Source organism: Micromonospora sp. NBC_01739, from assembly GCF_035920385.1.
Lineage (GTDB): Bacteria > Actinomycetota > Actinomycetes > Mycobacteriales > Micromonosporaceae > Micromonospora.
This window is the reverse complement of record NZ_CP109151.1, coordinates 2,936,064-2,961,308: the sequence shown is the minus strand read 5'-3', so window position 1 is coordinate 2,961,308 and position 25,245 is coordinate 2,936,064. Positions and strand designations below refer to the sequence as shown.

Here is a 25,245-nt window from a genome sequence, read left to right as displayed (position 1 = left end):
CGGGCTACTGCGGCGGGGTGAGGATCTCGAACCAGACCGTCGAGCCCCGCACGGTGGGATCGGTGCCCCAGGCGTCGCTCAACTCCTCGATCAGGCCCAGTCCCCGGCCCCGGCTGCTCAGGGTGTCCGTCCGGGCCCGGGTCACCGTGCCGCGTGAACCGGAGTCGGCCACCGACACGAGCAGCCGTTCCGGGCTCAGGTCGATCTCCACCCGGGCCGCCGTGCCGGCGTGCAGCAGGGCGTTCGTGGTCAGCTCACTGGTGCACAGCACCGCCGCCCCGATCACCGACTCGGCCACCTGCCATTCGGTGAGCTGGGCGGTCAGCCAGTGCCGTACCCGGCTGGGGGCGGTCGGCTCGGCCGGCACCTCCATCCGGGCCGACCGGCTCGGCCGCAGGGCGTACTCGACCGCGAGCACGGCCACGTCGTCCTCGGTGGCGCCGGGTACCGAGGCGGTGGCGGTGGCACACAACGCGCGGGGGTCCCCGCTGTGCGCCGCGGCCACCGACTCGGCCAGTCGCGCCAGGCCGTGCGAGAGCCCGTGTCGCCGTCGTTCCACCACCCCGTCGCTGAACAGCAGCAGGGTGTCCCCGGGCGGGAAGGCGACCGTGCAGGTGGCCGGCCGGTAGCCGACCCCCAGCGGGGCGCCGACCGGCACCGGCACGTACTCGGCTCTGGGCTCCCCGTCGGCGGAGCAGCGCCGGATCAGCGGCGCGGGGTGACCCGCGCTGGCCAGGGTGAGCAGTTCACCGGTGACATCGATGACCCCGAAGGCCACCGTGACGAACAGCTCGTGGGTGCCGGCCTCCGCCCCCAGGCTGCTGACCAGTCGGTCCAGCCCGACGAGCACCTGGTCCGGGCGGGGGTCGTTGAGGGCCAGGGCCCGCAGGGCGGCGCGTACCTGGCCCATCCGGGCGGCGGCCTGCACGTCGTGTCCGGCGACGTCGCCGAGCACCACCCCCAGGTCACCGGTGGGCAGCAGGAAGGCGTCGTAGAAGTCCCCACCGGCGGCGTTGCCGTCCACCCCCGGGTCGTAGCGCGCCGCGATCCGCAGCCGGGGCAGGCTGGGCAGGTTCTCCGGCAGCATGCTGCGCTGCAACAGTTGGGCGGTGCCGTGCTGGGTCTCGAAGCGGCGGGCCCGTTCGGTGGCCTGGCCGACCAGCTCGGCCGAGGCCTCCAGCAAGGCCCGCTCCTGGGCCGACCAGGCGTGCGCGGACCGGTAGCCGACCGTGAGGGCACCCCGTACCCCGACGGCCCGCAGGGGTACGGCCGCCAGGGCCCGGATCTTCTGGTCGTGCCGGTCGGCGGCTACCTCCCGCAGCGGCTCGCCGTCGGTGATGTAGTTGGCCCGCCCGGTGCGGGCGCTGACCGCCCCCGGGGCCGGCCAGTCCGCCGGACCCCGCCGCCACAGCGGGGGGAGCCGTTCGTCGGCCTCATCCACCAGTTCCCCCCGCACCCGCCGGGCCATCCGCCACCCACCGGCGTCGTCCACCGCGAAGGCGACCCGGTCGGCGTCGAAGGAGGTGATCGCGTAGCGCAGGGCTACCCGGGCCACGTCGTCCAGGGTGAGGGTGGCCGACAGGGCGGCGGCCAGATCGCTGATCCCCTGCAGCTGCCGGATGGCCGGGTTGGTCTCGGCGATCACGGACAGCACCCCGACGATGCGGCCCCGGCTGTCCCGGACCGGGGAGCAGGCCCGCACGTACTCGGCCTGGTCGAGCTGGCCGGGGGCCGGGCGCAGCGGCATGGTGGTCTCCCGTTCCAGGAACGGTTGACCGGTGCGGTAGGTGTGTTCCACGACGTCACCGATGCCCGGCATCGGCCACACCTCCGCGAAGACCTGCGGCGCGGGCTGCCCCAGGGCCTGGGGGTGTTTGTCGCCGATCAGTGCGGCGTACGCGTCGTTGTAGACCAGGAAGAACTCGTCGCCCAGGTGCAGCGCCATCGGGGCGGGGGAGGCGAGCACGATCTCGGCGGCGGCGCGTACCGCGGTGTCCCAGAACTCCGGGGGGCCGAGCCTGCTGGCGCTCCACTGATGGCGACCGACCAGGCCGGTGACGCCAGGCAGCCGCGCGCTCGACACGGGGCCTGCTGGCGTGGGGACTCGCCCGACCTTTCCTGGCATGACAGCAGCCTAGTCCGGACGGCCGAACAGTGTTTCGATCATCCGTCCCGGTGCGCCGCAGCCGGGGCATAAGGCCAGGTAAGAGCCCCTCTCTGGTGACCTGTCGGGAAAAAGGAGGGCAACGGCGCGGCGTGTGGCCCGAGGGAAGGGGTAAGCGCGTCGGGCAGACCATGCGACAGGAGGGACATCATGCCGGAAACCTTCGCGGCCAGGCAGGTCGATATCGGCACCGCCGTGGCCGACATGTGGAGGTCGGTGCTGCTGTTCGTACCGAGGGCCATCGCGTTCATCGCGATCCTGGTGGTCGGATGGCTCATCGCCAGAGCCGTACTCAAGATCGTTGACGCGGCCCTGGAACGGGTGGGGTTCGACCGGGCGGTCGAGCGGGGTGGCGTCAAACGGGCACTGGAACGAACGAAGTACGACGCCAGCGACATCCTGGCGAAGCTGGCGTACTACGCCGTGCTGCTGTTCACCTTGCAGTTCGCGTTCGGGGTCTGGGGGCCCAACGCGATCAGCAACCTGATCTCAGGGGTGGTGTCCTGGCTGCCACGAGCGTTCGTCGCGATCGTCATCGTGGTGATCGCCTTCGCCATCGCCAACGCCGTACGGGACATCGTCAGCGGTGCGCTGGGCGGCCTGTCCTACGGCAAGGTGCTGGCGGACCTGGCGGCGTTCTTCGTCATCGCCCTGGGTGTGATCGCGGCGCTGAACCAGGTGGGCATCGCCACCACGGTCACCACTCCGGTGCTGATCGCGGTACTCGCCACCGTGGCCGGCATCCTGATCGTCGGCGTGGGCGGTGGTCTCGTGAAGCCGATGCAGAACCGCTGGGAGGACTGGCTGCACCGCATCTCCGAGGAGTCGCGGGCCGTCCGCGAGCAGCGGCAGGGCGCGGCAGCCGGCCGCAGCGACATGCAGCGGCAGATGGCCGACCGGGCCGGCGCCGAGCGCAGTCAGGCGATGGCCGGTGGCCGGGGGACCCACCAGTCCGGCTCCGCCGGCGACGAGACCCAGCAGTTTCGTACCTGAGCACGGCAGCAGCGCACAACGGGTGTCCGCTCTCGGCGGGCACCCGTTGCCGTCACAGCGGCGAGGGCTGCGCGGCCGGGGTGTCCAGGGCGGCCGTCAGGGCGCAGACGGCGAGCAGCCGCACCAGCACCCAGTCGGCCTCCGACCAGTCGACCGGGTCGGTGGGCGGCTGCCAGCCGTGTTCGGTCGCGGCGGCCTCGATCCCCTCGGCGTACCCGGCCAGGGCCGGGGCCGTCAGCGGACGCTGATCGCCGTGCAGGCTGTCGCGTACCGCGGCGGCGTGCTGGTCGACGGCCGCGAGCAGTCCCGGCAGCTGGTGTGCCGCGGCCAGTCCGTCGAGGCCTACGGCGTTGACGAGTCCCACCAGGGTGGTGCGCGTCGAGTCGACGGCGGTGGCGGCGGGAACCTGGTTCGGGGGCACCTGCATGGAAAAGAAATCTATCCAACCCGGACCGGGAGCGTCCTCGTCCGCTCGGCCGGTCGGCCCCTCCACGGCCGGAGTCACCCCTTCGGTCACACGGTGCAACTCGGTGCGGACCGGGCAGGAGGGGACATCAGGAAGGGGACGACCGGAGCAGAATGCCCCGAACCGACCGCACCGCCCGGCGGCCGGGTGAGCAAACGCACAGCGGCCGGGAATCGGTGAGAAGGGGGCGATTCGGACCGGGCGGCGGTGCCCCGGTGGGTCAGTCCGGCGAGGGGCCGTCCGCGGAGGGACGCCGCCTTGCGGCGTCGTCGGCGATGATCACGGTGGCCACCATCAGCGCGACACAGAGGCTGAACAGCCAGGAGCTGTCCGCGACCAGCCGGGCGGAGACGGGTGCCTGCACGGCAGCGAGGAGGAAGCCGAGCCACGCCAGGCGACGCTGACGCGTGGTGAGGAAGCCGGAGCCCTGATGCATTCCGAAAGTCTTGCGCGCGATGCGGCCCTTGCCGTCAGCCGAACGGCCGATTCTGGCCGAGCTGTCCGATTTTCCGACCGTCCGGCCGGCACTTTCCGCATCGCGGGAGAACGATCACATCGTGTCGGGTCCGGTACGGCCGGTGGTGGAGGGGCGGTAGCCGCGCTCCGGGTCGGTCGGTTCCAGGTTGCTGCCGGGCACCTTCCGGCCCCGGTCGGCCGGCTCGGCCCCGTGCCCGAATTCGGCCTCCGCACCGGCGTCGTTGGCGGTCATGTCCTCGGCCTGCCCGTCCAGGGTGTTACGGGCCACGGCCCGGTCCAGTTCCTCCAGGGAGAGCCGTTCCTCTTCGCGCCAGGTCCTGTCGTCCGTCATGCCCTCAGCCGTACCCCGGCCCGGTCCCGGCAAACGGACGGCGACCATGGGCAGACAGGGGCGAGGGCCGCCGGTTGTCACCGGCGGCCCCTCGACCAGATCATGCTCAGGGCTGAGGTCGGTCGACCTTTCCGCGCCAGGCGCCGGTCTCCTGCCCGCGCCGCTCGATGAACTGCTTGAACCGTTGCAGGTCACCCTTGGCCCGCCGGTCGACCACGCCGAGCTTGTCCCCGGCCTGCTCGATCACCCCGTGCGGGTCGAACTCCAGTTGCAGGCTGACCCGGCTGCTGTGCTCGTCCAGCCGGTGGAAGGTCACCACCCCGGCGTGCTGGGTGCCGCCGGTGGAGCGCCAGGCCACCCGCTCGTCGGGCAGCTGCTCGGTGATCTCGGCGTCGAACTCCCGCTTGACCCCGGCGATCTCGACCGTCCAGTGGGTCATCGTGTCGGACAGCTGCCGTACGGACTCCACGCCCTCCATGAAGTGGGGGAACTCCTCGAACTGAGTCCACTGGTCGTACGCCGTCCGCACCGGGACGGCCACATCGACATGTTCGGTAACGCCACTCATCAGCATCCCTCCCTGCGCCGGCGAGGGCGGTGGACCTGGGTGGCCCACCTCACCAGCGCGTCGTCTCGTTCTTGTGCCCCAGCGCCGCCCAGACCTCGGACACGGTCTGGTACCGGGTGCCCTCCGGCAGCCGCTCCAGTGCGGCCAGCACGTCGTCGGGCGCCTCGTTCTCCCGCGCGTTGGCGAGCAGGGCGGCCCGGTCGCCGGGCAGGGCGGTCATCGTGATGAATCGCCCTAGCCGGCTGCGCGCCTCGACGTCCTCGGAGGTCATCCCCTGCGGAGTCCCGCTGCGCTGATCACCGCCCACGGCGGTGGTCGTCTCCGGCTGATCCTCGCCGGCCGGTTCCGGTACCCGGGTCTCGTCGACCCGCGAGCCACCGGTCCCCGGCCCTTGGACCAGGCCGTTGACCTCCTGGCCCATCTGGTCGTCGACCCTGGGTGCGTGCTTGCTGTTGCCGCGATCCATGTCTTCTGCGCTACCCGGCAGGGCGGGTGGTAAACCCGGCAAGCGGTCACGAACCGGCCGGGGATCGCGGGGGCAGCACCGGTTCGCTGGGGTCTGCGGCACCGGACTGGAGCACCCGACCGCGCTGGAGTTCGGCGTTGATCTGAACCCCGAGCATCAGCGCCGAGTTGGACAGGTAGAGCCAGACCAGGAAGGCGATGACCGCCCCGAGGCTGCCGTAGGTGGCGTCGTAGGAGCCGAAGTTCGCCACGTACAGCCCGAAGCCGAAGGAGGCCAGCATCCAGGCCAGCAGAGCCACCGCACCGCCGGGGGTCAGCCAGCGGAACCGGGGCTGACGCACGTTCGGGGCCACCCAGAACAGCAGGGACAGCAGCAGCATGGCGATCATCGCCAGGGCCGGCCACTTGGCCACCGCCCAGGCGGTGCGGGCCGCCCCGCCTGCACCGATCAGATCACCGACCGCGTCCGCCACCGGGCCGCTGACGATCAGACCGGCGGCGACCGTGGCCAGCAGGACCAGGGACAGGGCGGCCAGCCCGATCTGCATCGGACGCAGCCGCCACACCGGCCGTCCCTCGGCCACCCCGTAGATCGCGTTCGAGGCCCGGGTGAAGGAGGCGATGAAGTTCGAGGCCGACCAGAGGGCACCCAGCAGGCCGAAACTCAGCAGGACCCCGGCGGAGCTGTTCTGGTCCACCACCGCCCGGACCACCCCGACGAAACCCTCGTTGCCCACCACCGCTCCGGCACCCACCCCCCGGGCCAGGTCCAGCACGGTGTCGACGGTGCGTTCGCCGTCGGAGACGAGACCGACCAGGGCGACCACCACCACGGTGGAGGGGAAGAGGGCGAGCACCCCGTAGTAGGTGAGGGCGGCGGCCCAGTCCGTGCAGTTGTCCCGCAGGTAGTTGCGGCCGCTGCGGAGCAGCACCCCGCGCCAGGTCGACAGGTGCAACTGGCGGATCCGCCGGGGCAGCGGCGAGGTCGGGGCCTCGGCCGGAGGGAGGTCGGGGTTCGTCGTGGTCATCACCGCTCCTAGCCGTACGCGACCCAGGCCCGGCCGGTACCCGGTGCGAAACGACGACAAACCGCCGCCCTGGTTTACCGGCGAGACCGACGGGAAGACGACCCGGAATCCCAGCCGACGAAGGAGGAACCGAGATGCCCGGGCGCGAGGTACTGCCCAGCACGCTGCGGCGCTCCCCGGAGAAGGCCCAGCGCACCTGGGAGAAGACACACGATTCCGCGGTGCAGACCTACGGCGAGGGGCAGCGGGCGCACCGTGCGGCCTTCGCCGCCGTGAAGCACCAGTTCGAGAAGGTGGGCGACCACTGGGAGCCGAAGGGCCGCAAGGGTCCCAGCGACCGGCAGGCCGAAGGTGGGGGTCCGGAGCGTCGCGCACCCACCGCCGGTGGGGTGGACGCCAACGCACCCAAGGAGCATCTCCTTGAGGTGGCCCGCAAACTCGACATCCGGGGCCGGTCCAGCATGGCCAAACCGGAACTGGTCAAGGCCATCGAGAAGGCCAACGACCGGCTGACCCGCAAGGCCCGCGGCGGCTGACCCGGTGGTAGGCCCCTCGTAGGCGGTCCCGGTCGCAGCGGTACGCCCGCCACCGGGGCCGCACTGTCTCACCAGTGACCGCCGCCCGGGGCCTGAAGGTGCACCGCCTTCATGGCGGTGAACTCGTCGAGCAGTTCCGGCCCGTACCCGAAGCCCTGGCCGCTGCCCCGACGCGGATGGGCGGCACCGGCCGGGGCCCCGCCGAAGACCGCGTTCACCTTCACCGTGCCCACCGGCAACTCCCGCCAGGCCCGCTGGGCGTGACTCATCGACCTGGTCAACACCGTGGCGGCCAGCCCGTACGGCGAATCGGCGGCACAGCGCAGCGCCTCGCTGAACGAGTCGACCACCACCACCGGGGCCACCGGCCCGAAGGTCTCCTCCCGGACCAGGGTGAGGTCGTGCCGACAGTTGTCGACCACGGTGGCCGGATAGTAGGCGCCGGGCCCCTCGGGCAGGGTGCCGCCGACCCGGATCCGGGCCCCCTCGGCAGCCGCCGCGGTGACCTGCCCGTGCACCTGGTCCCGGTGGCGTCGGTCGACCAGCGGACCCAGGTCGGTCCGGGGGTCACGACCCGGCCCCACCCGCAGGGCGGCGGCCCGCTCCACCAGGGCGTCGACGAAGTCCTCCGCGATGTCCCGGTGGGCGTAGATCCGTTCCACCGCCACGCAGATCTGTCCCGCGTTGGCGAAGGCCCCCTGGGCCGCCTGCTCGGCCGCCCAGACCGGGTCGACCTCGGCGTCCACGATCAGCGGGTCGCTGCCGCCGTTCTCCAACAGCACCTTGGCGCCCCCGGCGGCGGCCGCCGCGGCGATCGCCCGGCCGGTGGCGGTGGAGCCGACATGCGCCACCACGTCCACCTCGGCGGCGGCCAGCGCGGCCCCCGTTTCCGGCCCGCCGGTGATCAGGGACAGCACCCCGGCCGGCAGTGCGGAGTCCAGGGCCCGGGCCAGCAGCCACCCGGTGGCCGGCGTCCGTTCGCTCGGCTTGTGCAGCACCACGTTGCCGGTCACCAGGGCGGCCCCCAGCAGCCCACAGGCCACCGCCACGGGATCGTTCCAGGGGGTGAGGACGGCGACCACCCCGCGCGGCTCGGGGGTCATGAAGTCCAGGGCGGCGGGATCGCCGTGCAGGGTACGACCGCCGCGGGCCGGGGCCAGTTCGGCGTACTGGCGCAGGGTGGCGATGCCGGCCTCGACCCCGCCCCGGGCATCGGCCAGGGGCTTGCCCATCTCCGCGGTGGTGGCCTGGGCCAGCTCGTCGGCCACCTCGGCCACCGCCTCGGCGGCCCGCAGCAGGGCCGAGGCCCGCTCCGCCGCCGGGGTGCTGGCCCACTGGGCAGCCATCCCACGGGCCGCCGCCACGGCCTTGTCGACCTCGTCGGCCGGGGCGATCGGCGCGGTGCTCACCCGGTTGCCGTCCGAGGGGTCGCACACCACGAACTCGCCGTCGTCCCCGCCGGCCCCCCACACCCCACCGATCAGCTGCGTAACGGTGTACATGGGCGCTGCATGCCCCCGGTCGCGCCCGGCAAACGTTTCGCCCGGTTGGCCGCGGGGTAGCGTCCGTGGATGATTTCGCCGGGTTCCATCGGGGCCGAACGCGCCGACGCCCTCGTCATCGGAGCAGGGCACAACGGGCTGGTCGCCGCCAACCTGCTGGCCGACGCCGGTTGGGAGGTGGTGGTCCTGGAGGCCACCCAGGTGCCCGGCGGGGCGGTGCGTTCGGCCGAGGTCACCGCACCGGGTTACCTGAGCGACCTCTACAGCTCCTTCTACCCCCTGGGCTACGCCTCCCCGGTGCTGCGGGAACTGGAGTTGTCCCGTCACGGGCTGGCCTGGCGACACGCCCCGGACGTGCTGGCCCACCTGTTCCCCGACGGGCGGGCGGCGCTGCTCAACCGGGATCCGGCGGTCACGGCCGCCTCCCTGGAGGAGTTCGCCCCCGGTGACGGGCAGCGTTGGCTGACCGCGTACGACCAGTGGCGGCAGGTGTCCGACCCGATGATCGGCCTGATCACCAGGCCCTTCCCGCCGGTACGCGGGGGGCTGGACCTGCTGCGTCGGTTGCGGGTCGGCGGTTCGCTGCGGCTGGCCCGGCGGATGGTGCTGCCGGTACGCCGCCTCGGCGCGGAACTGTTCGCCGGTGCCGGCGGCACCGCCCTGCTGGCCGGCTCTGCCCTGCACACCGACCTGTCCCCCGAGGAGGCCGGCTCCGGGGTGTACGGCTGGCTGCTGGCGATGCTGGGACAGCAGGTCGGCTGGCCGGTGCCGGTGGGCGGGGCCCAGAAGATCACCGACGCCCTGGTGGCCCGGCTGACCGAGCGGGGTGGCCGGATCCACTACGGGGCCCGGGTCGACCGGGTGCTGATCGCCCGGGGTCGGGCGGTGGGGGTACGCACGGCCGGTGGACGCCTCTGGCGGGCCCGGCGGGCGGTGCTGGCCGATGTGCCCGCCCCGGCCCTCTACCTGGACCTGGTCGGCGCCGCCGCGCTACCGCCGAGGTTGGTGGCCGACCTGGAGCACTTCCGCTGGGACGGCTCCACCCTGAAGGTGGACTGGGCGCTGTCCGGGCCGATGCCGTGGCGCAACCGGGAACTGGCCACCGTAGGCACGGTGCACCTGGGCGCGGATCTCGACGGGCTGACCGGGTACTCCGCCGACCTGGCCCGGGGGAAACTGCCCCGTGATCCGTTCCTGCTGCTCGGGCAGATGTCCGTGGCCGACCCCAGCCACTCCCCGCCGGGCACGGAGTCCCTCTGGGCGTACACCCATCTGCCGTTCCGTCGGGACTGGCGGGCCGAGGAACTGATGACCCATGTCGAGCGGATGGAGGGGGTGCTGGAGGACGCCGCCCCCGGCTTCCGGAGCCTGGTCGTCGGCCGGCACGTCGCCGGGCCGGCCGAGTTGGAGCAGGCCAATCCGAGTCTGGTCGGTGGGGCCCTGGGCGGGGGCACGGCCGCGCCGTACCAGCAACTGTTCCTGCGCCCGGTCCCCGGCCTGGGACGGGCGGACACCCCGGTCGACCGGCTCTTCCTGGCCAGTTCGTCGGCGCACCCCGGCGGCGGGGTGCACGGCGCACCCGGCGCGAACGCCGCCCGGGCCGCGCTGGCCCGCGACGGCGTTCTCACCGGCGAGGTCTACCACCGGGCGGTACGCACCGCCCACCGTGCGATCTACCGCTGAACCGCCTCAGCCGTCCAGGTGACGATGCCGGGTACGCAGCTTGAACGGCATCAGGGCGCTTTCGATCTTGGTGGCGGTGGTCATCTTCGAGGCACCGTCCCGCCGCTCCTCGAACCGGATCGGCACCTCCAGGATGGTGTGCCCCAGCTTGGTGGCCAGGTAGTGCATCTCCACCTGGAAGCTGTAGCCGTTGGACTGCACCCGCTCCAGACCGATGTCGCGCAACGCGTCCGCCCGCCAGATCTTGAACCCGGCGGTCAGGTCCCGGATCCGTACCCGCAGCAGGGTGTGCACGTAGAGGTTGGCCCAGCCGCTGAGGGCCCGGCGGTACAAGGGCCAGTTCTCGTCCAGCTCGCCACCGGGGACGTACCGCGACCCGATCACCACCCCGGCCTGGGTGGAGAGCAGGGCACCCAGCATGCCGGGCAGCGCCTCCGGGGGGTGCGACAGGTCAGCGTCCATCTGGGCGACGTACTCCGCGCCGCCGGCCAGGGCCCGCCCGATCCCGTCCACGTAGGCCCGCCCGAGACCCTCCTTGCCGGGCCGGTGCACCACCTCGATGCGCTCGGGATGCTCGATGGCCAGCTTGTCGGCCACCTCGCCGGTGCCGTCCGGGGAGTTGTCGTCGGCGACCAGCACCTTCAGGCCGGGCAGCGGCAGAGCGAGGAGCCGCTCGACCAGGGTCGGCAGGTTGCCGGCCTCGTTGTAGGTCGGCACCACGACAGTCAGGCGCACGTCCCGCCACGGCGAGGGTAACTGGACGGGTTCGATCATGGGGGACATCCTCAATCTGCGAACAGGGTCCTTCAGAGAGTAGCCAGTTGCCCCTTCCGGGGCGAAATGGCTCCCCCGCCCGTTCTCCACCGCTACGCCGACGTGGGCTTCCGTGCGCAGCGCGGTCAGTCCTTCTGCCGCCGGGCGATGTCGGCGAGCCGGTTGAGGGTCTCCCGGTTGCGCAGGTGCAGCACCAGATCGTTGAGTTTGGTACGGATCCAGCGCAGCGGACCGGCGGCGAAGTCCTCGCCGAGGGACACCCGGGTGGCCTCCGGCCCGACCGGTTCCAGGGTGAACACCACCACGGCCTCCCCGGCCGGCCAGAGCTTCACCCGCAGCACCAGCTTGCGTTCCGGCTCACACTCCAGCACCACGGAGGAGTCCTCCAGGGAGAAGGGCCAGGGCCCGGCCCGGTGGTGCAGGCGGGTGCCGACCGCCGGCCAGCCGTCGTCCACGTCCCGCATGTGGGCGGTGCCGACCACCCAGTCGCTGTAGGTCCAGCCGTCCGCGAGCACCGCCCAGACCTGCCCGACCGGGGCCTCGATCACCCGCTGCACGATCGCCATCGGGTCTCCCTACCCAGCCCGCCGGGCCGGCTAACGGCAGGCGGGTTAGCTTCTCCGGGGCGACGGGTAAGGCCACCGCTGGCGGCGTCACCGGCCGCCGACGCGCCGGCCTCGTCCGCCGCGTCGCAGTCGACGTTTACTCCTCGGGGCGCCGGGAACCCGCCGCCCGTGCGAGGGGACCATGGGCAACCGGATCAGCGCAGGCCAGCCGAGGTGCCGGCCGGCGCGGGACCGGCCGGTCGCGGGTCCGGACTGTTCGACGCGGTGCTGCTGGACCGCGACGGCACCCTGATCGAGGACGTGCCGTACAACGGTGATCCGGACAAGGTACGGGCCATGCCCGGCGCCCGCGCGGCGCTGGACCGGCTGCGGGCCGCCGGTCTGCGACTCGCCGTGGTGACCAACCAGTCCGGGCTGGCCCGGGGCCTGTTCACCCAGGGGCAACTGGAGCGGGTGCACGACCGGGTCGAGGAGCTGTTGGGGCCCTTCGACAGTTGGCAGGTGTGCCCGCACGACGACGGGGACGCCTGTGTCTGCCGCAAACCGGCCCCGGGTCTGGTGTACGCCGCAGCCGAGGCCCTGGGCACCGTGCCGGCCCGCTGCGTGCTGATCGGTGACATCGGACGGGACGTCACCGCGGCCCTGGCCGCCGGGGCGGCCGGTGTCCTGGTGCCCACCCCGGTCACCCGGGCCGAGGAGATCGCCGCGGCCCCCTGGGTGGCCGACGACCTGCCCTCGGCGGTAGGGGAGATCCTGCGCCGCCAGCAGGCCCTGCGACCCGCCCCCGCCGGGGCCCCGCCCGACCGGGGACGGACCGTGCTGGTGGTGCGGTCGGACTCGGCGGGCGACGTGCTGGTGACCGGGCCGGGAATCCGGGCGGTGGCCGCCGGAGCCGACCGGGTGGTGCTGCTCTGCGGCCCCCGCGGACGGGCCGCCGCCGACCTGTTGCCGGGGGTCGACGAGGTGGTGGAGCACCGGTTGCCGTGGATCGACCCGGCACCCGCACCGGTCGAGGCGGCGGAGATGACCGCCCTGGTGGCCCGGCTGGCCGCCGTAGGGGCCGAGGAGGCGGTGATCTTCACCTCCTTCCACCAGTCGCCGCTGCCGTTGGCCCTGCTGCTGCGGATGGCCGGGGTGGCCCGGATCGCCGCGATCAGCGACGACTACCCCGGGGCCCTGCTGGACGTGCGGCACCGGGTACCGCCCGGGGTGCCGGAGGCCGAACGCGCCCTGTCCCTGGCCGCAGCGGCGGGCTATCCCCTGCCCCCGGGCGACCAGCCCCGACTGCGGTTGCGTCCGGCCCCACCGCCGCCACCCGAGGCCGGTGCGCCCGGGTACGTGGTGCTGCATCCCGGGTCGGCGGCCCAGGCCCGGGGCTGCCCACCGGAGGTGGCCGAGCGGATCTGCCGGCACCTGGTGCGCGCCGGGCACCGGGTGGTGGTCACCGGGGATGCCCGGGAACGCGACCTGACCGCCCGGGTGGCCGGTGCTCACGCGGTGGACCTGGGCGGGCGGACCGGGCTGGCCGAACTGTCCGGGGTGGTCGCGGCGGCCGGTGCGGTCGTGGTGGGAAACACCGGCCCGGCGCACCTGGCCGCCGCCCACGAGGTGCCGGTGGTCAGCCTCTTCGCCCCCACGGTCCCCTTCGGACAGTGGGGCCCCTGGCGGGTGCCGACCGTACGCCTGGGCGACGCCACCGCCCCCTGCCGCGACACCCGGGCCGCGCGCTGCCCGGTACCCGGACACCCCTGCCTGAGCCGGGTGGAACCGGACGCCGTCCTGGCCGCCCTGCGGTTGCTGGACGTGCCGGTAGCCAGCAGCGGGAACAGCCGATGAACATCCTGCTCTGGCACGTGCACGGCTCCTGGACCACCTCCTTCGTGCACGGCAAACACCGGTACCTGGTACCGGCCACCCCGGACCGGGGGCCGTACGGCCTGGGTCGGGCCCGCACCTACACCTGGCCGGACAGCGCGGCCGAGGTGAGCCCGGAGCAGTTGCGTACCGCCGAGGTGGACCTCGTCATCCTGCAACGCCCGGAGGAGTTGGACCTGGCCACCGAATGGCTGGGCCGCCGGCCCGGCGTGGACCTGCCGGCGATCTACGTGGAGCACAACACCCCCAAGGACGGCGAGGTCCCGCACAGCCGTCACCCCATGGCCGACCGGGACGACCTGCTGATCGCGCACGTCACCGCGTTCAACGAACTCTTCTGGGACACCGGGGCCACCCGGACGACGGTCATCGACCACGGCATCGTGCCACCGGCGGTGGAGTACACCGGGGAACTGGACCGGCTGGCGGTGGTGATCAACGAGCCGGTACGCCGGTGGCGGGTCACCGGGACCGACCTGCTGCCCCGGTTCGCCGAGATCGCCCCGCTGGACGTGTTCGGCATGAAGGTGGCCGGGCTGGCCGACCACCTGGGGCTGCCCGCCGACCGGCTGACCAGCCACGACGACGTGCCGCAGCACCGGATGCACGCCGAGTTGGCGCGCCGCCGGGCGTACCTGCACCTGTGCCGGTGGACCTCGCTCGGGCTGAGCCTGATCGAGGCGATGAGCATCGGCATGCCGGTGGTGGCGCTGGCCACCACGGAGGCGGCGATGGCGGTGCCGCCGCAGGCCGGTGCGCTCTCCACCCGGGTGGACACCCTGCTGGCGGCCGCCGCCGACCTCGTCGCCCAGCCGCAGCAGGCCCGCCGGGCGGGTCGGGCGGCCCGGGTCGCCGCCCGGGAGCGCTACGGCCTCGACCGTTTCCTCGCCGACTGGGACCGGCTGCTGGAGGAGGAAGTATGCGGATAGCGATGATCTCGGAGCACGCCAGCCCGCTAGCCATCCTGGGCAGCGAGGACGCCGGTGGTCAGAACACCCATGTCGCGGAGCTGTCCGCCGCGCTGGTCGCCGCCGGGCACGAGGTACGGGTCTACACCCGGCGCGACGCGGTCGACCTGCCGGTGACCGTACCCACCCCGGACGGCTACGAGGTGGTGCACGTACCGGCCGGGCCGGCCGAACCGGTGGCCAAGGACGCCCTGCTGCCGCACATGCGCCCCTTCGGGGCCTGGCTGGTGGAGCAGTGGCGCGGCGGGGACTGGACCCCCGAGGTGATCCACGCGCACTTCTGGATGAGTGGACTGGCCGCCCTCCAGGCCGGCCGGGCCCTCGGGATCCCGGTGGTGCAGACCTACCACGCCCTGGGCACGGTCAAGCGCCGTCACCAGGGGGTGCAGGACACCAGCCCGGCCCGCCGCATCGGCTACGAACTCCAGTTGGGCCGCTCCGTCGACCGGGTCGTCGCCCAGTGCCGGGACGAGGTCGGTGAGCTGGTCCGGATGGGAGTGCCCCGCTCGGCGATGACCGTCATCCCCTCCGGGGTGAACCTGGCCACCTTCGCCCCGCTGGGCCCGGCCGCCGAGCGGGAACCGGACCGGCCCCGGATCCTCACGGTCGGGCGGCTGGTGGAACGCAAGGGGTTCCAGACCGTGGTGCGGGCCATGGCCCACGTACCCGAGGCGGAGTGTGTGGTCGTGGGTGGGCCACCGGCCGGGTTGCTGGAGGCCGACCCGTACGCCCGGCGGTTGCGGGCCCTGGCCGGCAGTTGCGAGGTGGCCGACCGGGTCCGGCTGGTGGGGGCGGTGCCCCGGGAGGAGATGGGCCGCTGGTACCGGTCGGCGGACATCCTGGTCGCCGCCCCCTGGTACGAACCCTTCGGCCTGACCCCCCTGGAGGCGATGGCCTGCGGGGTACCCGTGGTGGCCACCGCCGTCGGGGGGCTGCGGGACACCGTGGTCGACGGGGTGACCGGGGATCTGGTGCCGGCCCGGGATCCCCGGTCGTTGGGCGAGGCGCTGCGGCGGCTGCTGGACGACCGGATCCGCCGGTTCGCCTACGCGGGCGCGGCCCGGGCCCGGGCCCGGCAGCACTACTCCTGGACGGTGACCGCCCAACGGCTGGTCGAGGTGTACGCCGAGGTGGTCGCCGTACGTCGGCCGACCCGGGTGGTGGCCTGATGCCGGCGACCACCCTGTTGGAGCGGCACCTGGCCAACCTGGCGGTGGCCCTGCCGCCGTATCGACGGTGCGAGCCGCTGCTCGCCAGGTGGGGGGCCACCCTGGCCCGGCGGCTCACCAACGGCGGTCGGCTGCTGGTGGCCGGCAACGGCGGCAGCGCCGCCGAGGCCCAACACCTGACGGCCGAACTGGTCGGCAAGTTGCGTGAGGACCGGCAGCCCCTGTCCGCGATCGCCCTGCACGCCGAAACCTCGGCGTTGACCGCGATCGGCAACGACTACGGCTACGACGAGGTCTTCGCCCGCCAGGTCCGAGCCCACGGCCGGCCGGAGGACGTACTGCTGCTGCTGTCCACCAGCGGCGGCAGCGGCAACCTGCTGGCCGCCGCCCGGGCCGGCCGGGAGACCGGGCTGAGCTGCTGGGCTCTCACCGGCCCGGCACCGAACCCCCTGGCCGAGGTCTGCCACGAGGTGCTGGCCGTGGAGTCGCCGGACAGCCAGGTGGTGCAGGAACTGCACCTGGTCTCCAGCCACCTGCTCTGCGAGTACGTCGAACAGGCGCTGCCGGACTGCCTGCCGGTGCCGGAGCCGCCGACGGTCGCGCCGGCGGTGGTGCCGGAGCGGTCCACGGTCGCGCCGGCGGTGGGTCCGGTCCGGGCCGGTGTCGAGGTGGTGCTGGACGGCGACGTCGGGCGACCGGTCGAGGCGTGAGGAGGCAATCGTGACAGGACCCGTGGTGGTGCTCGGCGACACCCTGCTCGACCGCGACGTCGAGGGCGTGGTGAACCGGCTCTGTCCGGACTCGCCGGTGCCGGTGCTCGACGAGCTCACCCACCTGGACCGGCCGGGCGGGGCGGGGCTGGCCGCCGTCTTCGCGGCTGCCCAGGGCGCCGAGGTGGTGCTGATCACCGCGCTGGCCGAGGACGCCGGTGCGGCCCGCCTGGGGGTGCTGCTGGCCGCCGCCGGGGTGCAGGTGTATCCGTTGCCGCTGACCGGGGCCACCCCGGAGAAGATCCGGCTGCGGGCCGGTGGGCGGGTGCTGCTGCGCCACGACCGGGGTGGTGGCGCCGGCGAGCCGGGGGAGCCCGCAGCGGCCGTGCTGCGGGTGATCGAACGGGCCTCCGTGGTGCTGGTCAGCGACTACGGCCGGGGGGTGGCCCGGCAGCCGGCGCTGCGGGCGGCCCTGGCGGCCACCCGGGCCCCGGTGGTCTGGGATCCGCACCCACGCGGACCGGCGGCCGTGCCCGGGGTGCACCTGGCCACCCCGAACGAGGCCGAGGTGCGGCACCTGGTGGAGGCGCCGGTCGGGGCTACCCGGTTGGCCACCGCCGCCGAGGGGGCCGAGCGGCTGCGGCAGCGGTGGCGCTCGGGCGCGGTCGCGGTGACCCTGGGGGCCGAGGGCGCCCTGCTCAGTCAGGCCGACTCCACCCCCCTGATGGTGCCCGCTCCGGTCGCCGCCGAGGGGGACACCTGCGGCGCGGGAGACCGGTTCGCGGCCACCGCCAGCCTGGCCCTGGCCGGTGGGGCGGTGGTCTCCGAGGCGGTCCGGGAGGCCGTCACCGAGGCCTCGGCGTACGTGGCCGAGGGGGGAGTGGCCACCGCCCTGCCACCGCCGGTGCGGCGGGCCCCGCAGCCGGTGCACACCCCGGCCGCCGAGGACCGGGTGGGGGTGGCCGCGGCCGCCGCCGTGGTGGCCCGGGTCCGGGCCGCCGGGGGCACCGTGGTGGCCACCGGCGGCTGTTTCGACCTGCTGCACGCCGGTCACCTGGCCACCCTCCAGGCCGCCCGGCAACTCGGCGACTGCCTGGTGGTGTGCCTGAACTCCGACGCCAGCGTCACCGGGCTCAAGGGCCCGCAGCGGCCGGTCACCGGGCAGGTCGACCGGGCTCGGCTGCTGGCCGCGTTGAGCTGCGTCGACGCGGTGGTGATCTTCGAGGAGTCGACCCCGGCGGCGGCCCTGTCCTGGCTGCGGCCGGACATCTGGGTCAAGGGTGGCGACTACGCCACCGGTGGTGCCGAGGCCCTGCCCGAGGCGGAGATCCTGCGCCGCTGGGGCGGCCACAGCGTGGTGGTGCCCTACCTGGACGGCCGCTCCACCACCGGCCTGATCGCGGCCACCCGGGCCACCGGAGCCCTGGCATGAGCACCCCGGAGATCGGCCGGACGGTGCTGGTCACCGGCGGTTCCAGCGGTCTGGGCGCGGCCGTGGTCGCCGCGGTGGCCCGATCCGGCGGCCGACCCCTGGTGCTCGACCGGCAGGCCCCCGCCGACGGGGTGCCGTGGATCGAATGCGACCTGGCCGACACCCGGGGGGCGGAGCAGGCCACCCGTCGGCTGGTCGAGCGGACCGGGGGACTGGACGCGGTGGTCACCGCGGCCGGCATCGACGTGCCCGGTCGACTGGCCGAGGTGCCCGGCGAGACCTGGGACCGGATCGTGGCCGTGGACCTGCTGGCCACCGCCGCGGTGATCCGGGCGGCGTTGCCCTTCCTGACGGCCTCCCGGGGCCACATCGTCACGGTGGCCTCCACCCTGGGGCTGAAGGCGGTCAGTGACGCCACCGCGTACTGCGCGGCCAAGTTCGGGGTGGTCGGGTTCACCCGGGCGCTCGCCGCCGAGCTGGCCGGGACGGTGGGGGTGACCCTGCTGATCCCGGGCGGGATGCGGACGGCCTTCTTCGACGATCGGGACCCGCAGTACCGGCCCGGCCCGGACGCCATCCTCAACGAGCCCGGGGACACCGCCGCCGCGATCATGTTCGCCCTGTCCCAGCCCGCCGGCTGCGCGGTCCGCGAGCTGGTGGTCTGCGCCGAGCAGGAAACCTCCTACCCGTGATCCTGGCCCTGCGTGCCCTGGGCGTCGGCGACCTGGCCACGGCGGTCCCGGCGCTGCGGGGGTTGCGGGCGGCGTACCCCGATTCGGAGTTGGTGCTGGCCGCGCCGGCCTGGCTGGCGCCGCTGGTCGAGCTGGTCGGCGGGGTCGACCGGCTGCTGCCGACCGCCGGGCTGAACCGGCTGGACCGACCCGGGACGGCGGTCGAGGTGGCGGTCAACCTGCACGGCCGGGGACCGGACTCGCATCGGCTGCTGGCCACCGTGGACCCCGGCCGGTTGCTGGCCTTCGCCAACCCGGAGGCCGGACATCTGGACGGGCCGGGGTGGGCCGACGAGGAGCACGAGGTGGCGCGGTGGTGCCGGCTGCTGGCCGACCACGGCATCCCGGCCGACCCCACCGACCTGGAGCTGCGCCGACCGCCGCGGTCGAACCTGGCCGGGGTGACCGTGCTGCATCCCGGGTCCAAGGTGGCGGCCAAGCGGTGGCCACCCGACCGGTACGCGGCCCTGGCCCGGCGGCTGAGCGAGCAGGGACACCGGGTGGTGCTGACCGGCAGTGCCCGGGAACGCTCGACGGTGGCCCGGATCGCGGCGCGGGCCGGGCTGCCCCCGGAGGCGGTGCTGGCCGGGGGGACCGACCTGGCCGGGCTGGCGGCCCTGGTGGCCGACGCCCGCCTGGTGGTCAGCGGGGACACCGGGGTGGCGCACCTGGCCACCGGCTACCGCACCCCCTCGGTGGTGCTCTTCGGCCCGGTACCGCCCAGCCGGTGGGGGCCGCCGCCGGAGCGGCGACGGCACCGGGTGCTCTGGGCCGGGCCGGGGGCATGGCCGGACTGGGACGGGGTAGGTAGTCACCCCACGATGGCCGCGCTCGATCTCGATCGGGTGCTGGGGGCCGTCGACGAGGTGGAACGGGCGGTGCGTGCGGACCGTGCGGTTGCGGCGTAGCGATCCGGGTCGGCCGGGGTACGGACGCCGCCGGCGCGGCCAGGGCTGGTCGTACCTGGGGCCGGACGGCACCCCGGTGGGCGATCCCGACGAGCTGGCCCGGTTGCGGGCCCTGGTCATCCCGCCGGCCTGGCGGCAGGTCTGGATCTCGCCGTACCCCAACGGGCACATCCAGGCCACCGGGATCGACGCCGCCGGCCGCAAGCAGTACCTCTATCACCCCCTCTGGCGGCAGCGTCAGGATCAGGCGAAGTTCGACCATGTGCTGGAGGTGGCCCGGCGGCTGCCGGTGCTGCGGGAGCGGGTGGGCCGGGATCTGGCCGGGCGGGGGCTGCGCCGGGAACGGGTGCTGGCCACGGTGACCCGTCTGTTGGACATGGGCACCTTCCGGGTCGGCGGGGACCAGTACGCCGCCGGTGAGGACCCGACCTTCGGGGTGGCCACCCTGCGTCCGGAGCACGCCCGGCTGCGGCAGGGCTGTGTGGTCTTCGCCTTCCCCGCCAAGGGGGGTGTGGAGCAGGTGCGGTCGGTCTCCGACCCGCAGCTCTGCCAGGTGCTGGTCGACCTGCGGAGACGGCGCCGCTCGGCCCAGCGGCTGTTCGGCTACTGGGACGGGCGGGACTGGCGGGACGTGCGGGCCGACGAGGTCAACGACTATCTGCGTGCGGCCAGCGGCGGGGAGATGACCGCCAAGGACTTCCGGACCTGGCACGCGACCGTACGGGCGGCCACCGAACTGGCCGCGCTCGGGGCACCCCGCTCGGTGACGGCCCGTCGTCGGGCGGTGGCGGGGGTGATGCGGGAGGTGGCCCAGCTGCTGGGCAACACCCCGACGGTGGCCCGTACCTCCTATGTGGATCCCCGGGTGGTCGACCTGTTCCACGACGGGGTGCTGGCGCCGGTGCGCCCGGACACCCCTCGTGACCAGGCCGAGCGGGCGGTGCTGACCCTGTTGGAGGAGGCCTGAGACTGCAGTCTGCTCAGGCCGGGCCCGAGGCGCGGTTGCGGATCAGCACCTCGACCCCGTCGAGCATCCGTTCCAGGCCGAAGCGCCAGTCCTCGTCGGGGTGCTCCTCCTCGTCGAAGGTCTCGGCCAGCAGTTCGTGGATGGCGGGGTACGGGCCGGGGGCGGTGAGCACGGCCAGGTTGCGCCAGTAGCGCAGGCCCACCTCCTCGGGGGTCTGCCCGGACCGGGCGGCGGCCTCGGCGAGATCCACACTGATCATGGCCCAGCTGCGCGCGTACCCGCTGACCAGCATGATGGTGGAGATCCGCTCGGTGGCCCGCAGCCCGGTGCCGCGCAGGGCTACCAGCCCGTACTCGAACCAGCGGACCTGGTTCGGGTTGATCGGGGGGCCACTGATCGCCACATGTCGCATCCAGGGCTGTCGGCGCAGCGCCACGAGGTTGCCCTCACCCCAGCGGGCCAGGGCGGATCGCCAGCCCTCCTCGGGGCCGCGAGGTGGCGGCGGCGGGCCGAAGGCGGTGTCGACCATGAGGTCCAGCAGGTCGTGTTTGGTCGGTACGTACCGGTACAGCGACATGGTCGACACCCCCAGCTCGCTGGCGACCCGGCTCATCGACACCGCGGGCAGCCCCTCGGCCTGGGCGACCTGGATGCCGGTGGCGACCACCTGTTCCAGGCTGAGACTGCGCTTGGGGCCCCGACTGGACCGGTCGCGCAGCCCCCACGCGAGCGCGATGTTCTCGGGCAGTTCGACCTCGCCCACCCCACCTCCCAGTAACGGCTTGACCGCCATCCTATCTTCTGCGTACGGTCTACGCATTAAAGCGTATGCCGTACGCAGATCAACGGAGGTGGATCATGACCAACGGACCCCCGGCGGTGGAGCTGGAGGACCTGCGCAAGACCTACGGCGAACTGGTGGTGCTGGACGGGCTGACCATGCGGGTGGCCACCGGCGGAGTGCACGCCCTGCTGGGCCCCAACGGGGCCGGCAAGACCACCACGGTGCGGATCCTGGCCACCCTGACCCGGCCGGACTCCGGCACCGCCCGGGTGGCCGGGCACGACGTACGGCACCACCGGCGGCAGGTCCGGCGGGTGATCAGCCTCGCCGGCCAGCACGCCGCCCTGGACGACGGGCAGACCGGGGTGGAGAACCTGACCATGCTGGCCCGGCTGACCGGGCTCTCCGGCCCGGCCGCCCGCCGCCGGGCCGCAACCCTGCTGGAACGGTTCGACCTCGTCGAGGCCGCCGGTCGGCGGGTGCGGACCTACTCCGGGGGGATGCGCCGTCGGCTGGACCTGGCGGCCAGCCTGGTCGGCACCCCCTCGGTGATCTTCCTGGACGAGCCGACCACCGGGCTGGACCCCCGCAGTCGGCAGGGCCTGTGGGAGGTGATCGGTGAACTCGCCCAGGCCGGGGTCACCGTGCTGCTGACCACCCAGTACCTGGAGGAGGCGGACCGGCTGGCCGACCGGATCACCGTGCTGCACCAGGGCCGGCTGGCCGCCGAGGGCACCGCCACCGAACTCAAGCGACGGTTCGGGGCCCAGCGACTGGAGCTGATCTGGCGGGACCCGGCCGGATTCGCGCAGGTGGCGCAGCGCTTGGGCGACCGGGTCCTGGGCCAGGATCCGGCCCGGCTGGCCCTGGCGGTCAGCACGGACGGCAGCGCACCGCAGGTACGCCGACTGCTCGACGAGATCGACCCGGACCGGCACGGGGTGGTCCGGTTCACCGTCCGCGAGGCGACCCTGGACGACGTCTTCCTGACCCTCACCGGCCGACCGGAGGTTACCCATGTCTGAGTTGGCGCTGCGGGGTGCCCAGACCGGGGTGATGATCGGCCGCTGCGTCCGACTCTCCCGGCGCAACATCGACGCCCTGCTCACCTCGCTGGTGTTGCCGGTGCTGCTGATGTTGCTCTTCGTCTACCTCTTCGGCGGGGCGATCGACACCGGCTCGGCCTACGTGACCTACGTGGTACCCGGGGTGCTGCTGCTCTGCGCCGGGTTCGGGGCGGCGGGTACCGCGGTGAGCGTGACCACCGACCTGACCGAGGGGATGATCGAGCGGCTGCGCACGATGGACGTGGGAGCCACCTCGATCCTCGGCGGGCACGTGGTGGCCAGCGTGGCCCGCAACCTGGTGGCCACCAGCCTGGTGCTGACGGTGGCCGTGGCCATCGGGTTCCGGCCGGCCGTGACGCCGGTGCGCTGGCTGGCCGCCGCCGGGCTGCTGGTGCTGTTCCTGCTGGCGGTCTCCTGGGTGTCCGCGGCCTTCGGGCTGCTGGCCCGTACCCCGGAGGCGGCCAACGGCTACACCTTCCTGGTGATGTTCCTGCCCTATCCGAGCAGTGCCTTCGTACCGGTGGAGACCATGCCCGGTTGGCTGCGCGGCTTCGCGGAGCACCAGCCGGTCACCCCGGTCATCGAGTCCCTGCGCGGCCTGCTGCTGGACACCCCGGTCGGGTCGGCACCCGCCCGAGCGTTGGCCTGGTCCCTAGCCATCCTGACCCTAGGCATGCTGCTCTCCGCAGTGCTCTTCCGCCACCGAGTCACCTGACCCCCGCCCCTCACGTGTCGATCATGACGTTAGCGGTAGTTCGAAGATCGACAACTGCCGCTAACGTCATGATCCACGGGGTGTTTTGGGTGGGGGTGGGGGTCAGTCGTTGAGGACCTGCTGCAGGCGGTCGCGGAAGCGGCGCTCCGAGGCGCTGACCACGCTGCCACCCAGGCCCAGGACCCCGCCGCTGCTGGCCGCGCCGACCACCTGGTCGGCGATCTCCACCAGCCAGTGCCGGTACGCCCCGGCCTCCCCCTCGTCGACCTTGGCCGCCAACAGTTCCATGGCCGCCTTGGCCCGGGCCAGCACGTCCTCGGCGTAGCCGCGCGGGTCGGCGGGGGCGATGGCGGGCAGTTCCTCGCCGGCCTCCGGGTCGCCCACCCGGGTAACCAGTTCACCGGCGACCGCGGCCACCAGGGGACTGGCGGACTCCCGGCCGGCGGAGATGCTCTCCAGCCCGGCGGCGCTCTCCGCCATCGTCGCCTTGGTGCCGTCGGACTCGGCCGCGCTGGCCGCGGTGAGCACCGACTGCGGCAGACCGACGAGCAGCCCCCATTCCTCGTCGGTGAAACCGAAACCGGTGTACGCCGGCTGTTCGATCATGTGCCTCTCCCGCTCGTCGTCGGTCTTTCCCTCGGCCGGACCCGGGTCGGTGCGGCCGACGGCTGGCCCAGGTTAATCCAGCGACAGCAGCCCTTGTTCGGACACCACGCTGACCGACAGGGTCTTGTACCCGACCTCGTCGAACAGCACCGTCATCCGGCCCTCCTCGTAGCTGAGCACCAGGCCGGGCCCCCACTCCGGATGCCGGACCTGGCTGTGCACCGGGAAGGGACCCACCGCGCCGTCGTCGGCGACACTGGTGCCGGCGTGACAGTTGTCGCAGTGCCCGCAGATCTCGCTCATCTGTTCCCCGAAGTACGCCAGCAGGGTCTGGCCCCGGCAGGCGCTGGTCTCGGCGAAGGCACGCATCATGTCGGTACGCGAGCGGGTCAGGTTCTGTTGCCGTTCGGCCTCGGCCAGGGCGGCCTCGGCGGCCTGGACGGGGGTGGGGGAGTAGCGGGGTGCCCCGATCCGCTGCCCCGCCCGGGGTTGGGCGGCCCCCACCTGTTCCAGCAGCGCCAGGTACTGGCCGAGCTTGCGGGGGCCAAGGCCGGTGGTCTCGCGCAGTTCCTTGCGGGTGCTCGGGCCACTGCGCAGCAAGGCGGCCAGGTCGCGCAGCTCGGTGAGATCCGGCAGGCCACCGCTGAAATACCGCTGCAACCCGACGTCCTCGGCCTGCCACAGCAGCAGGACCCGGGCGGGCTGGCCGTCGCGTCCGGCGCGACCGATCTCCTGGAAGTAGCTGTCCGGCGAGTCGGGCAGGGCCATGTGCACCACCCAGGCGATGTTGGGCTTGTCGATGCCCATGCCGAACGCCGAGGTCGCCACCATGATCGGCACCTGGTCGGCGAGGAAGGCCTCGTGCAGGCGGGCCCGGGCACCCCCGGCCATCCCACCGTGGTAGTACTGCGCCGGGAAACCGGTCGAGGTGAGTCGCTCGGCCAACTCCTCGGCGGCGCGCCGGGTGGGCACGTAGATGATGCCGGGCCGCTCGTCCTGCTCCAGCAGGGCGATCAGCCGCCGCCACCGGTAGTCCTCGGTCGGGCAGTGCGCCACCTCCAGGAAGAGGTTCGGCCGGTCCAACCCGGAGACCACGATCTCCGGGTCGCGCAGCCGGAGCCGGGCGACGATGTCCTCGCGTACCGGTGGGGAGGCGGTAGCGGTCAGCGCCACCACCGGCGGGCGGCCCAGGCCCTCGATGAGCTGCCCCAGGGCCAGGTAGTCCGGGCGGAAGTCGTGTCCCCAGGCGGAGATGCAGTGTGCCTCGTCGATGGCGACCAGGGCGGGCTTCAGCTCCCGCACCTCGGCCAGTCGCTCGGGGTTGGCCAACTGCTCCGGGGTGATGAACAGGAACTCCGCCCGGCCGTCCCGGATCTCCGCGATCGCCTCGGCCTGCTGGCTGGGCGACTCGTCCGAGCTGATCCGTACCGCCCGCAGCTCCGGTCGCTGGCGCTCGTTGAGCGCGGCGATCTGGTCCTGTTGCAGGGCCAGCAGGGGCGAGATCACCACGGTGGGGCCGGGGATCAGGCTGGCCGGGATCTGGTAGATCGCCGACTTGCCGGCGCCGGTGGGCAGGACCACCAGTGCGTCGCGGCGCTTCATCACGGCCCGCATGGCGGCGAGCTGGTTGGGCCGCAGGGTGCTCCAACCGAACAGGCTGCGAGCCGCGCGGCGCAACGACATCGAGTGCGTGGTCAGTTTCATCGAGGGCCGCAGGTACCCGGGCGACCTGATGCCGAAACCGGACCGGCTCCCGGGGT

At 73.5% G+C, this 25,245-nt stretch carries 26 protein-coding genes; 13 read left to right on the top strand and 13 right to left on the bottom strand.

From position 1 onward, the window contains the following. Positions 1 to 4: 4 nt before the first annotated feature. Positions 5 to 2,125 (bottom strand): ATP-binding SpoIIE family protein phosphatase, encoded by a 2,121-nt coding sequence (locus OIE53_RS13050; protein WP_327026867.1) that lies wholly within the window; start codon positions 2,123 to 2,125, stop codon positions 5 to 7. A 189-nt stretch (positions 2,126 to 2,314) separates the two neighbouring features. On the opposite strand from OIE53_RS13050, the gene OIE53_RS13045 reads away from it, so the two are divergent. Beyond that, positions 2,315 to 3,157: a mechanosensitive ion channel family protein gene (locus OIE53_RS13045; RefSeq protein WP_327026866.1), complete on the top strand. Its 843-nt coding sequence runs from the start codon at positions 2,315 to 2,317 to the stop codon at positions 3,155 to 3,157. Between the two features lie 52 nt (positions 3,158 to 3,209). Here the strand turns inward: OIE53_RS13045 and OIE53_RS13040 are convergent, their stop codons facing one another. The 6 genes from OIE53_RS13040 to OIE53_RS13015 form a co-directional block, all read right to left on the bottom strand. Continuing rightward, positions 3,210 to 3,584, bottom strand: coding sequence for a DUF6401 family natural product biosynthesis protein (locus OIE53_RS13040; protein ID WP_327026865.1), 375 nt, complete (start codon positions 3,582 to 3,584; stop codon positions 3,210 to 3,212). 259 nt (positions 3,585 to 3,843) lie between these two features. After that, positions 3,844 to 4,059 (bottom strand): hypothetical protein, encoded by a 216-nt coding sequence (locus tag OIE53_RS13035; RefSeq protein WP_327026864.1) that lies wholly within the window; start codon positions 4,057 to 4,059, stop codon positions 3,844 to 3,846. A gap of 114 nt (positions 4,060 to 4,173) precedes the next feature. Further along, positions 4,174 to 4,431, bottom strand: coding sequence for a hypothetical protein (locus OIE53_RS13030; RefSeq protein ID WP_327026863.1), 258 nt, complete (start codon positions 4,429 to 4,431; stop codon positions 4,174 to 4,176). A gap of 106 nt (positions 4,432 to 4,537) precedes the next feature. Then, positions 4,538 to 4,999: an SRPBCC family protein gene (locus tag OIE53_RS13025; RefSeq protein ID WP_013732637.1), complete on the bottom strand. Its 462-nt coding sequence runs from the start codon at positions 4,997 to 4,999 to the stop codon at positions 4,538 to 4,540. A gap of 49 nt (positions 5,000 to 5,048) precedes the next feature. Further along, complete coding sequence (locus OIE53_RS13020) at positions 5,049 to 5,465, bottom strand: DUF2795 domain-containing protein (RefSeq protein ID WP_327026862.1); 417 nt, start codon at positions 5,463 to 5,465, stop codon at positions 5,049 to 5,051. Between the two features lie 46 nt (positions 5,466 to 5,511). Beyond that, a complete protein-coding gene (locus tag OIE53_RS13015) occupies positions 5,512 to 6,492 on the bottom strand; it encodes a YihY/virulence factor BrkB family protein (RefSeq protein ID WP_327026861.1) in 981 nt (326 codons plus the stop codon). A gap of 134 nt (positions 6,493 to 6,626) precedes the next feature. Here OIE53_RS13015 and OIE53_RS13010 point away from each other — a divergent pair, with 134 nt between their 5' ends. Further along, positions 6,627 to 7,028: a ChaB family protein gene (locus tag OIE53_RS13010; RefSeq protein ID WP_327026860.1), complete on the top strand. Its 402-nt coding sequence runs from the start codon at positions 6,627 to 6,629 to the stop codon at positions 7,026 to 7,028. 68 nt (positions 7,029 to 7,096) lie between these two features. Here OIE53_RS13010 and OIE53_RS13005 read toward each other — a convergent pair whose 3' ends face one another. After that, a complete protein-coding gene (locus tag OIE53_RS13005) occupies positions 7,097 to 8,530 on the bottom strand; it encodes an aldehyde dehydrogenase family protein (RefSeq protein WP_327026859.1) in 1,434 nt (477 codons plus the stop codon). Between the two features lie 69 nt (positions 8,531 to 8,599). Between OIE53_RS13005 and OIE53_RS13000 the strand changes: the two genes are divergently transcribed. Then, positions 8,600 to 10,213, top strand: coding sequence for a phytoene desaturase family protein (locus tag OIE53_RS13000; RefSeq protein WP_327026858.1), 1,614 nt, complete (start codon positions 8,600 to 8,602; stop codon positions 10,211 to 10,213). Positions 10,214 to 10,219: 6 nt separating this feature from the next. Here OIE53_RS13000 and OIE53_RS12995 read toward each other — a convergent pair whose 3' ends face one another. Both OIE53_RS12995 and OIE53_RS12990 read right to left on the bottom strand, forming a co-directional pair. Then, positions 10,220 to 10,987 carry a polyprenol monophosphomannose synthase gene (locus OIE53_RS12995; protein ID WP_327026857.1) on the bottom strand — a complete coding sequence of 256 codons (768 nt, stop codon included), beginning with the start codon at positions 10,985 to 10,987 and terminating at the stop codon, positions 10,220 to 10,222. A gap of 125 nt (positions 10,988 to 11,112) precedes the next feature. Then, positions 11,113 to 11,553, bottom strand: coding sequence for an SRPBCC family protein (locus OIE53_RS12990; RefSeq protein ID WP_327026856.1), 441 nt, complete (start codon positions 11,551 to 11,553; stop codon positions 11,113 to 11,115). A gap of 213 nt (positions 11,554 to 11,766) precedes the next feature. Here OIE53_RS12990 and OIE53_RS12985 point away from each other — a divergent pair, with 213 nt between their 5' ends. From OIE53_RS12985 to OIE53_RS12950, 8 genes are read left to right on the top strand one after another with little or no spacing between them, the layout of a single operon-like run. Further along, on the top strand, positions 11,767 to 13,389 hold the full coding sequence (locus OIE53_RS12985; RefSeq protein WP_442791387.1) for an HAD-IIIA family hydrolase: 1,623 nt from the start codon (positions 11,767 to 11,769) through the stop codon (positions 13,387 to 13,389). Next, positions 13,386 to 14,357 (top strand): glycosyltransferase, encoded by a 972-nt coding sequence (locus OIE53_RS12980; protein ID WP_327026855.1) that lies wholly within the window; start codon positions 13,386 to 13,388, stop codon positions 14,355 to 14,357. The genes OIE53_RS12985 and OIE53_RS12980 overlap by 4 nt, the downstream gene beginning before the upstream one ends. Continuing rightward, positions 14,348 to 15,565, top strand: coding sequence for a glycosyltransferase (locus tag OIE53_RS12975; protein WP_327026854.1), 1,218 nt, complete (start codon positions 14,348 to 14,350; stop codon positions 15,563 to 15,565). The genes OIE53_RS12980 and OIE53_RS12975 overlap by 10 nt, the downstream gene beginning before the upstream one ends. Continuing rightward, positions 15,562 to 16,275, top strand: coding sequence for a D-sedoheptulose-7-phosphate isomerase (locus tag OIE53_RS12970; protein WP_327027176.1), 714 nt, complete (start codon positions 15,562 to 15,564; stop codon positions 16,273 to 16,275). The genes OIE53_RS12975 and OIE53_RS12970 overlap by 4 nt, the downstream gene beginning before the upstream one ends. 10 nt (positions 16,276 to 16,285) lie before the next feature. Continuing rightward, the gene (locus tag OIE53_RS12965; RefSeq protein WP_327026853.1) at positions 16,286 to 17,707 is read left to right on the top strand and encodes a PfkB family carbohydrate kinase; all 1,422 of its coding nucleotides are present in this window, start codon (positions 16,286 to 16,288) and stop codon (positions 17,705 to 17,707) included. Beyond that, on the top strand, positions 17,704 to 18,399 hold the full coding sequence (locus OIE53_RS12960) for an SDR family oxidoreductase (protein ID WP_327026852.1): 696 nt from the start codon (positions 17,704 to 17,706) through the stop codon (positions 18,397 to 18,399). Before OIE53_RS12965 ends, OIE53_RS12960 begins: the two co-directional genes overlap by 4 nt. After that, complete coding sequence (locus OIE53_RS12955; protein ID WP_327026851.1) at positions 18,396 to 19,346, top strand: glycosyltransferase family 9 protein; 951 nt, start codon at positions 18,396 to 18,398, stop codon at positions 19,344 to 19,346. Before OIE53_RS12960 ends, OIE53_RS12955 begins: the two co-directional genes overlap by 4 nt. Further along, entirely contained in the window at positions 19,330 to 20,313 is a 984-nt protein-coding gene (locus OIE53_RS12950) for a DNA topoisomerase IB (protein WP_327027175.1), read from the top strand. Before OIE53_RS12955 ends, OIE53_RS12950 begins: the two co-directional genes overlap by 17 nt. Before the next feature lie 13 nt (positions 20,314 to 20,326). Here OIE53_RS12950 and OIE53_RS12945 read toward each other — a convergent pair whose 3' ends face one another. Next, positions 20,327 to 21,076 (bottom strand): TetR/AcrR family transcriptional regulator, encoded by a 750-nt coding sequence (locus OIE53_RS12945; RefSeq protein WP_327026850.1) that lies wholly within the window; start codon positions 21,074 to 21,076, stop codon positions 20,327 to 20,329. A gap of 95 nt (positions 21,077 to 21,171) precedes the next feature. On the opposite strand from OIE53_RS12945, the gene OIE53_RS12940 reads away from it, so the two are divergent. Together OIE53_RS12940 and OIE53_RS12935 are read left to right on the top strand one after the other, a co-directional pair. Next, the gene (locus OIE53_RS12940; protein ID WP_327026849.1) at positions 21,172 to 22,122 is read left to right on the top strand and encodes an ATP-binding cassette domain-containing protein; all 951 of its coding nucleotides are present in this window, start codon (positions 21,172 to 21,174) and stop codon (positions 22,120 to 22,122) included. Then, positions 22,115 to 22,879 (top strand): ABC transporter permease, encoded by a 765-nt coding sequence (locus OIE53_RS12935; protein ID WP_327026848.1) that lies wholly within the window; start codon positions 22,115 to 22,117, stop codon positions 22,877 to 22,879. Before OIE53_RS12940 ends, OIE53_RS12935 begins: the two co-directional genes overlap by 8 nt. Positions 22,880 to 22,981: 102 nt before the next feature. Here OIE53_RS12935 and OIE53_RS12930 read toward each other — a convergent pair whose 3' ends face one another. Together OIE53_RS12930 and OIE53_RS12925 are read right to left on the bottom strand one after the other, a co-directional pair. Continuing rightward, the gene (locus OIE53_RS12930; protein WP_327026847.1) at positions 22,982 to 23,485 is read right to left on the bottom strand and encodes a hypothetical protein; all 504 of its coding nucleotides are present in this window, start codon (positions 23,483 to 23,485) and stop codon (positions 22,982 to 22,984) included. A gap of 72 nt (positions 23,486 to 23,557) precedes the next feature. Beyond that, complete coding sequence (locus OIE53_RS12925; protein ID WP_327026846.1) at positions 23,558 to 25,189, bottom strand: RecQ family ATP-dependent DNA helicase; 1,632 nt, start codon at positions 25,187 to 25,189, stop codon at positions 23,558 to 23,560. Positions 25,190 to 25,245 lie beyond the last annotated feature (56 nt).

Bases quoted from the DNA above. Each gene is read 5' to 3' on its own strand.
- OIE53_RS13015 (WP_327026861.1), bottom strand. From the start codon at position 6,492: ATGACCACGACGAACCCCGACCTCCCTCCGGCCGAGGCCCCGACCTCG.
- OIE53_RS13035 (WP_327026864.1), bottom strand. From the start codon at position 4,059: ATGCATCAGGGCTCCGGCTTCCTCACCACGCGTCAGCGTCGCCTGGCG.
- OIE53_RS12925 (WP_327026846.1), bottom strand. From the start codon at position 25,189: ATGAAACTGACCACGCACTCGATGTCGTTGCGCCGCGCGGCTCGCAGC.
- OIE53_RS12940 (WP_327026849.1), top strand. From the start codon at position 21,172: ATGACCAACGGACCCCCGGCGGTGGAGCTGGAGGACCTGCGCAAGACC.
- OIE53_RS13045 (WP_327026866.1), top strand. From the start codon at position 2,315: ATGCCGGAAACCTTCGCGGCCAGGCAGGTCGATATCGGCACCGCCGTG.
- OIE53_RS13010 (WP_327026860.1), top strand. From the start codon at position 6,627: ATGCCCGGGCGCGAGGTACTGCCCAGCACGCTGCGGCGCTCCCCGGAG.
- OIE53_RS12990 (WP_327026856.1), bottom strand. From the start codon at position 11,553: ATGGCGATCGTGCAGCGGGTGATCGAGGCCCCGGTCGGGCAGGTCTGG.
- OIE53_RS12930 (WP_327026847.1), bottom strand. From the start codon at position 23,485: ATGATCGAACAGCCGGCGTACACCGGTTTCGGTTTCACCGACGAGGAA.
- OIE53_RS12995 (WP_327026857.1), bottom strand. From the start codon at position 10,987: ATGATCGAACCCGTCCAGTTACCCTCGCCGTGGCGGGACGTGCGCCTG.
- OIE53_RS12975 (WP_327026854.1), top strand. From the start codon at position 14,348: ATGCGGATAGCGATGATCTCGGAGCACGCCAGCCCGCTAGCCATCCTG.
- OIE53_RS13030 (WP_327026863.1), bottom strand. From the start codon at position 4,431: ATGACGGACGACAGGACCTGGCGCGAAGAGGAACGGCTCTCCCTGGAG.
- OIE53_RS12935 (WP_327026848.1), top strand. From the start codon at position 22,115: ATGTCTGAGTTGGCGCTGCGGGGTGCCCAGACCGGGGTGATGATCGGC.
- OIE53_RS13005 (WP_327026859.1), bottom strand. From the start codon at position 8,530: ATGTACACCGTTACGCAGCTGATCGGTGGGGTGTGGGGGGCCGGCGGG.
- OIE53_RS13025 (WP_013732637.1), bottom strand. From the start codon at position 4,999: ATGAGTGGCGTTACCGAACATGTCGATGTGGCCGTCCCGGTGCGGACG.
- OIE53_RS12960 (WP_327026852.1), top strand. From the start codon at position 17,704: ATGAGCACCCCGGAGATCGGCCGGACGGTGCTGGTCACCGGCGGTTCC.
- OIE53_RS12980 (WP_327026855.1), top strand. From the start codon at position 13,386: ATGAACATCCTGCTCTGGCACGTGCACGGCTCCTGGACCACCTCCTTC.
- OIE53_RS13040 (WP_327026865.1), bottom strand. From the start codon at position 3,584: ATGCAGGTGCCCCCGAACCAGGTTCCCGCCGCCACCGCCGTCGACTCG.
- OIE53_RS13020 (WP_327026862.1), bottom strand. From the start codon at position 5,465: ATGGATCGCGGCAACAGCAAGCACGCACCCAGGGTCGACGACCAGATG.
- OIE53_RS13000 (WP_327026858.1), top strand. From the start codon at position 8,600: ATGATTTCGCCGGGTTCCATCGGGGCCGAACGCGCCGACGCCCTCGTC.
- OIE53_RS13050 (WP_327026867.1), bottom strand. From the start codon at position 2,125: ATGCCAGGAAAGGTCGGGCGAGTCCCCACGCCAGCAGGCCCCGTGTCG.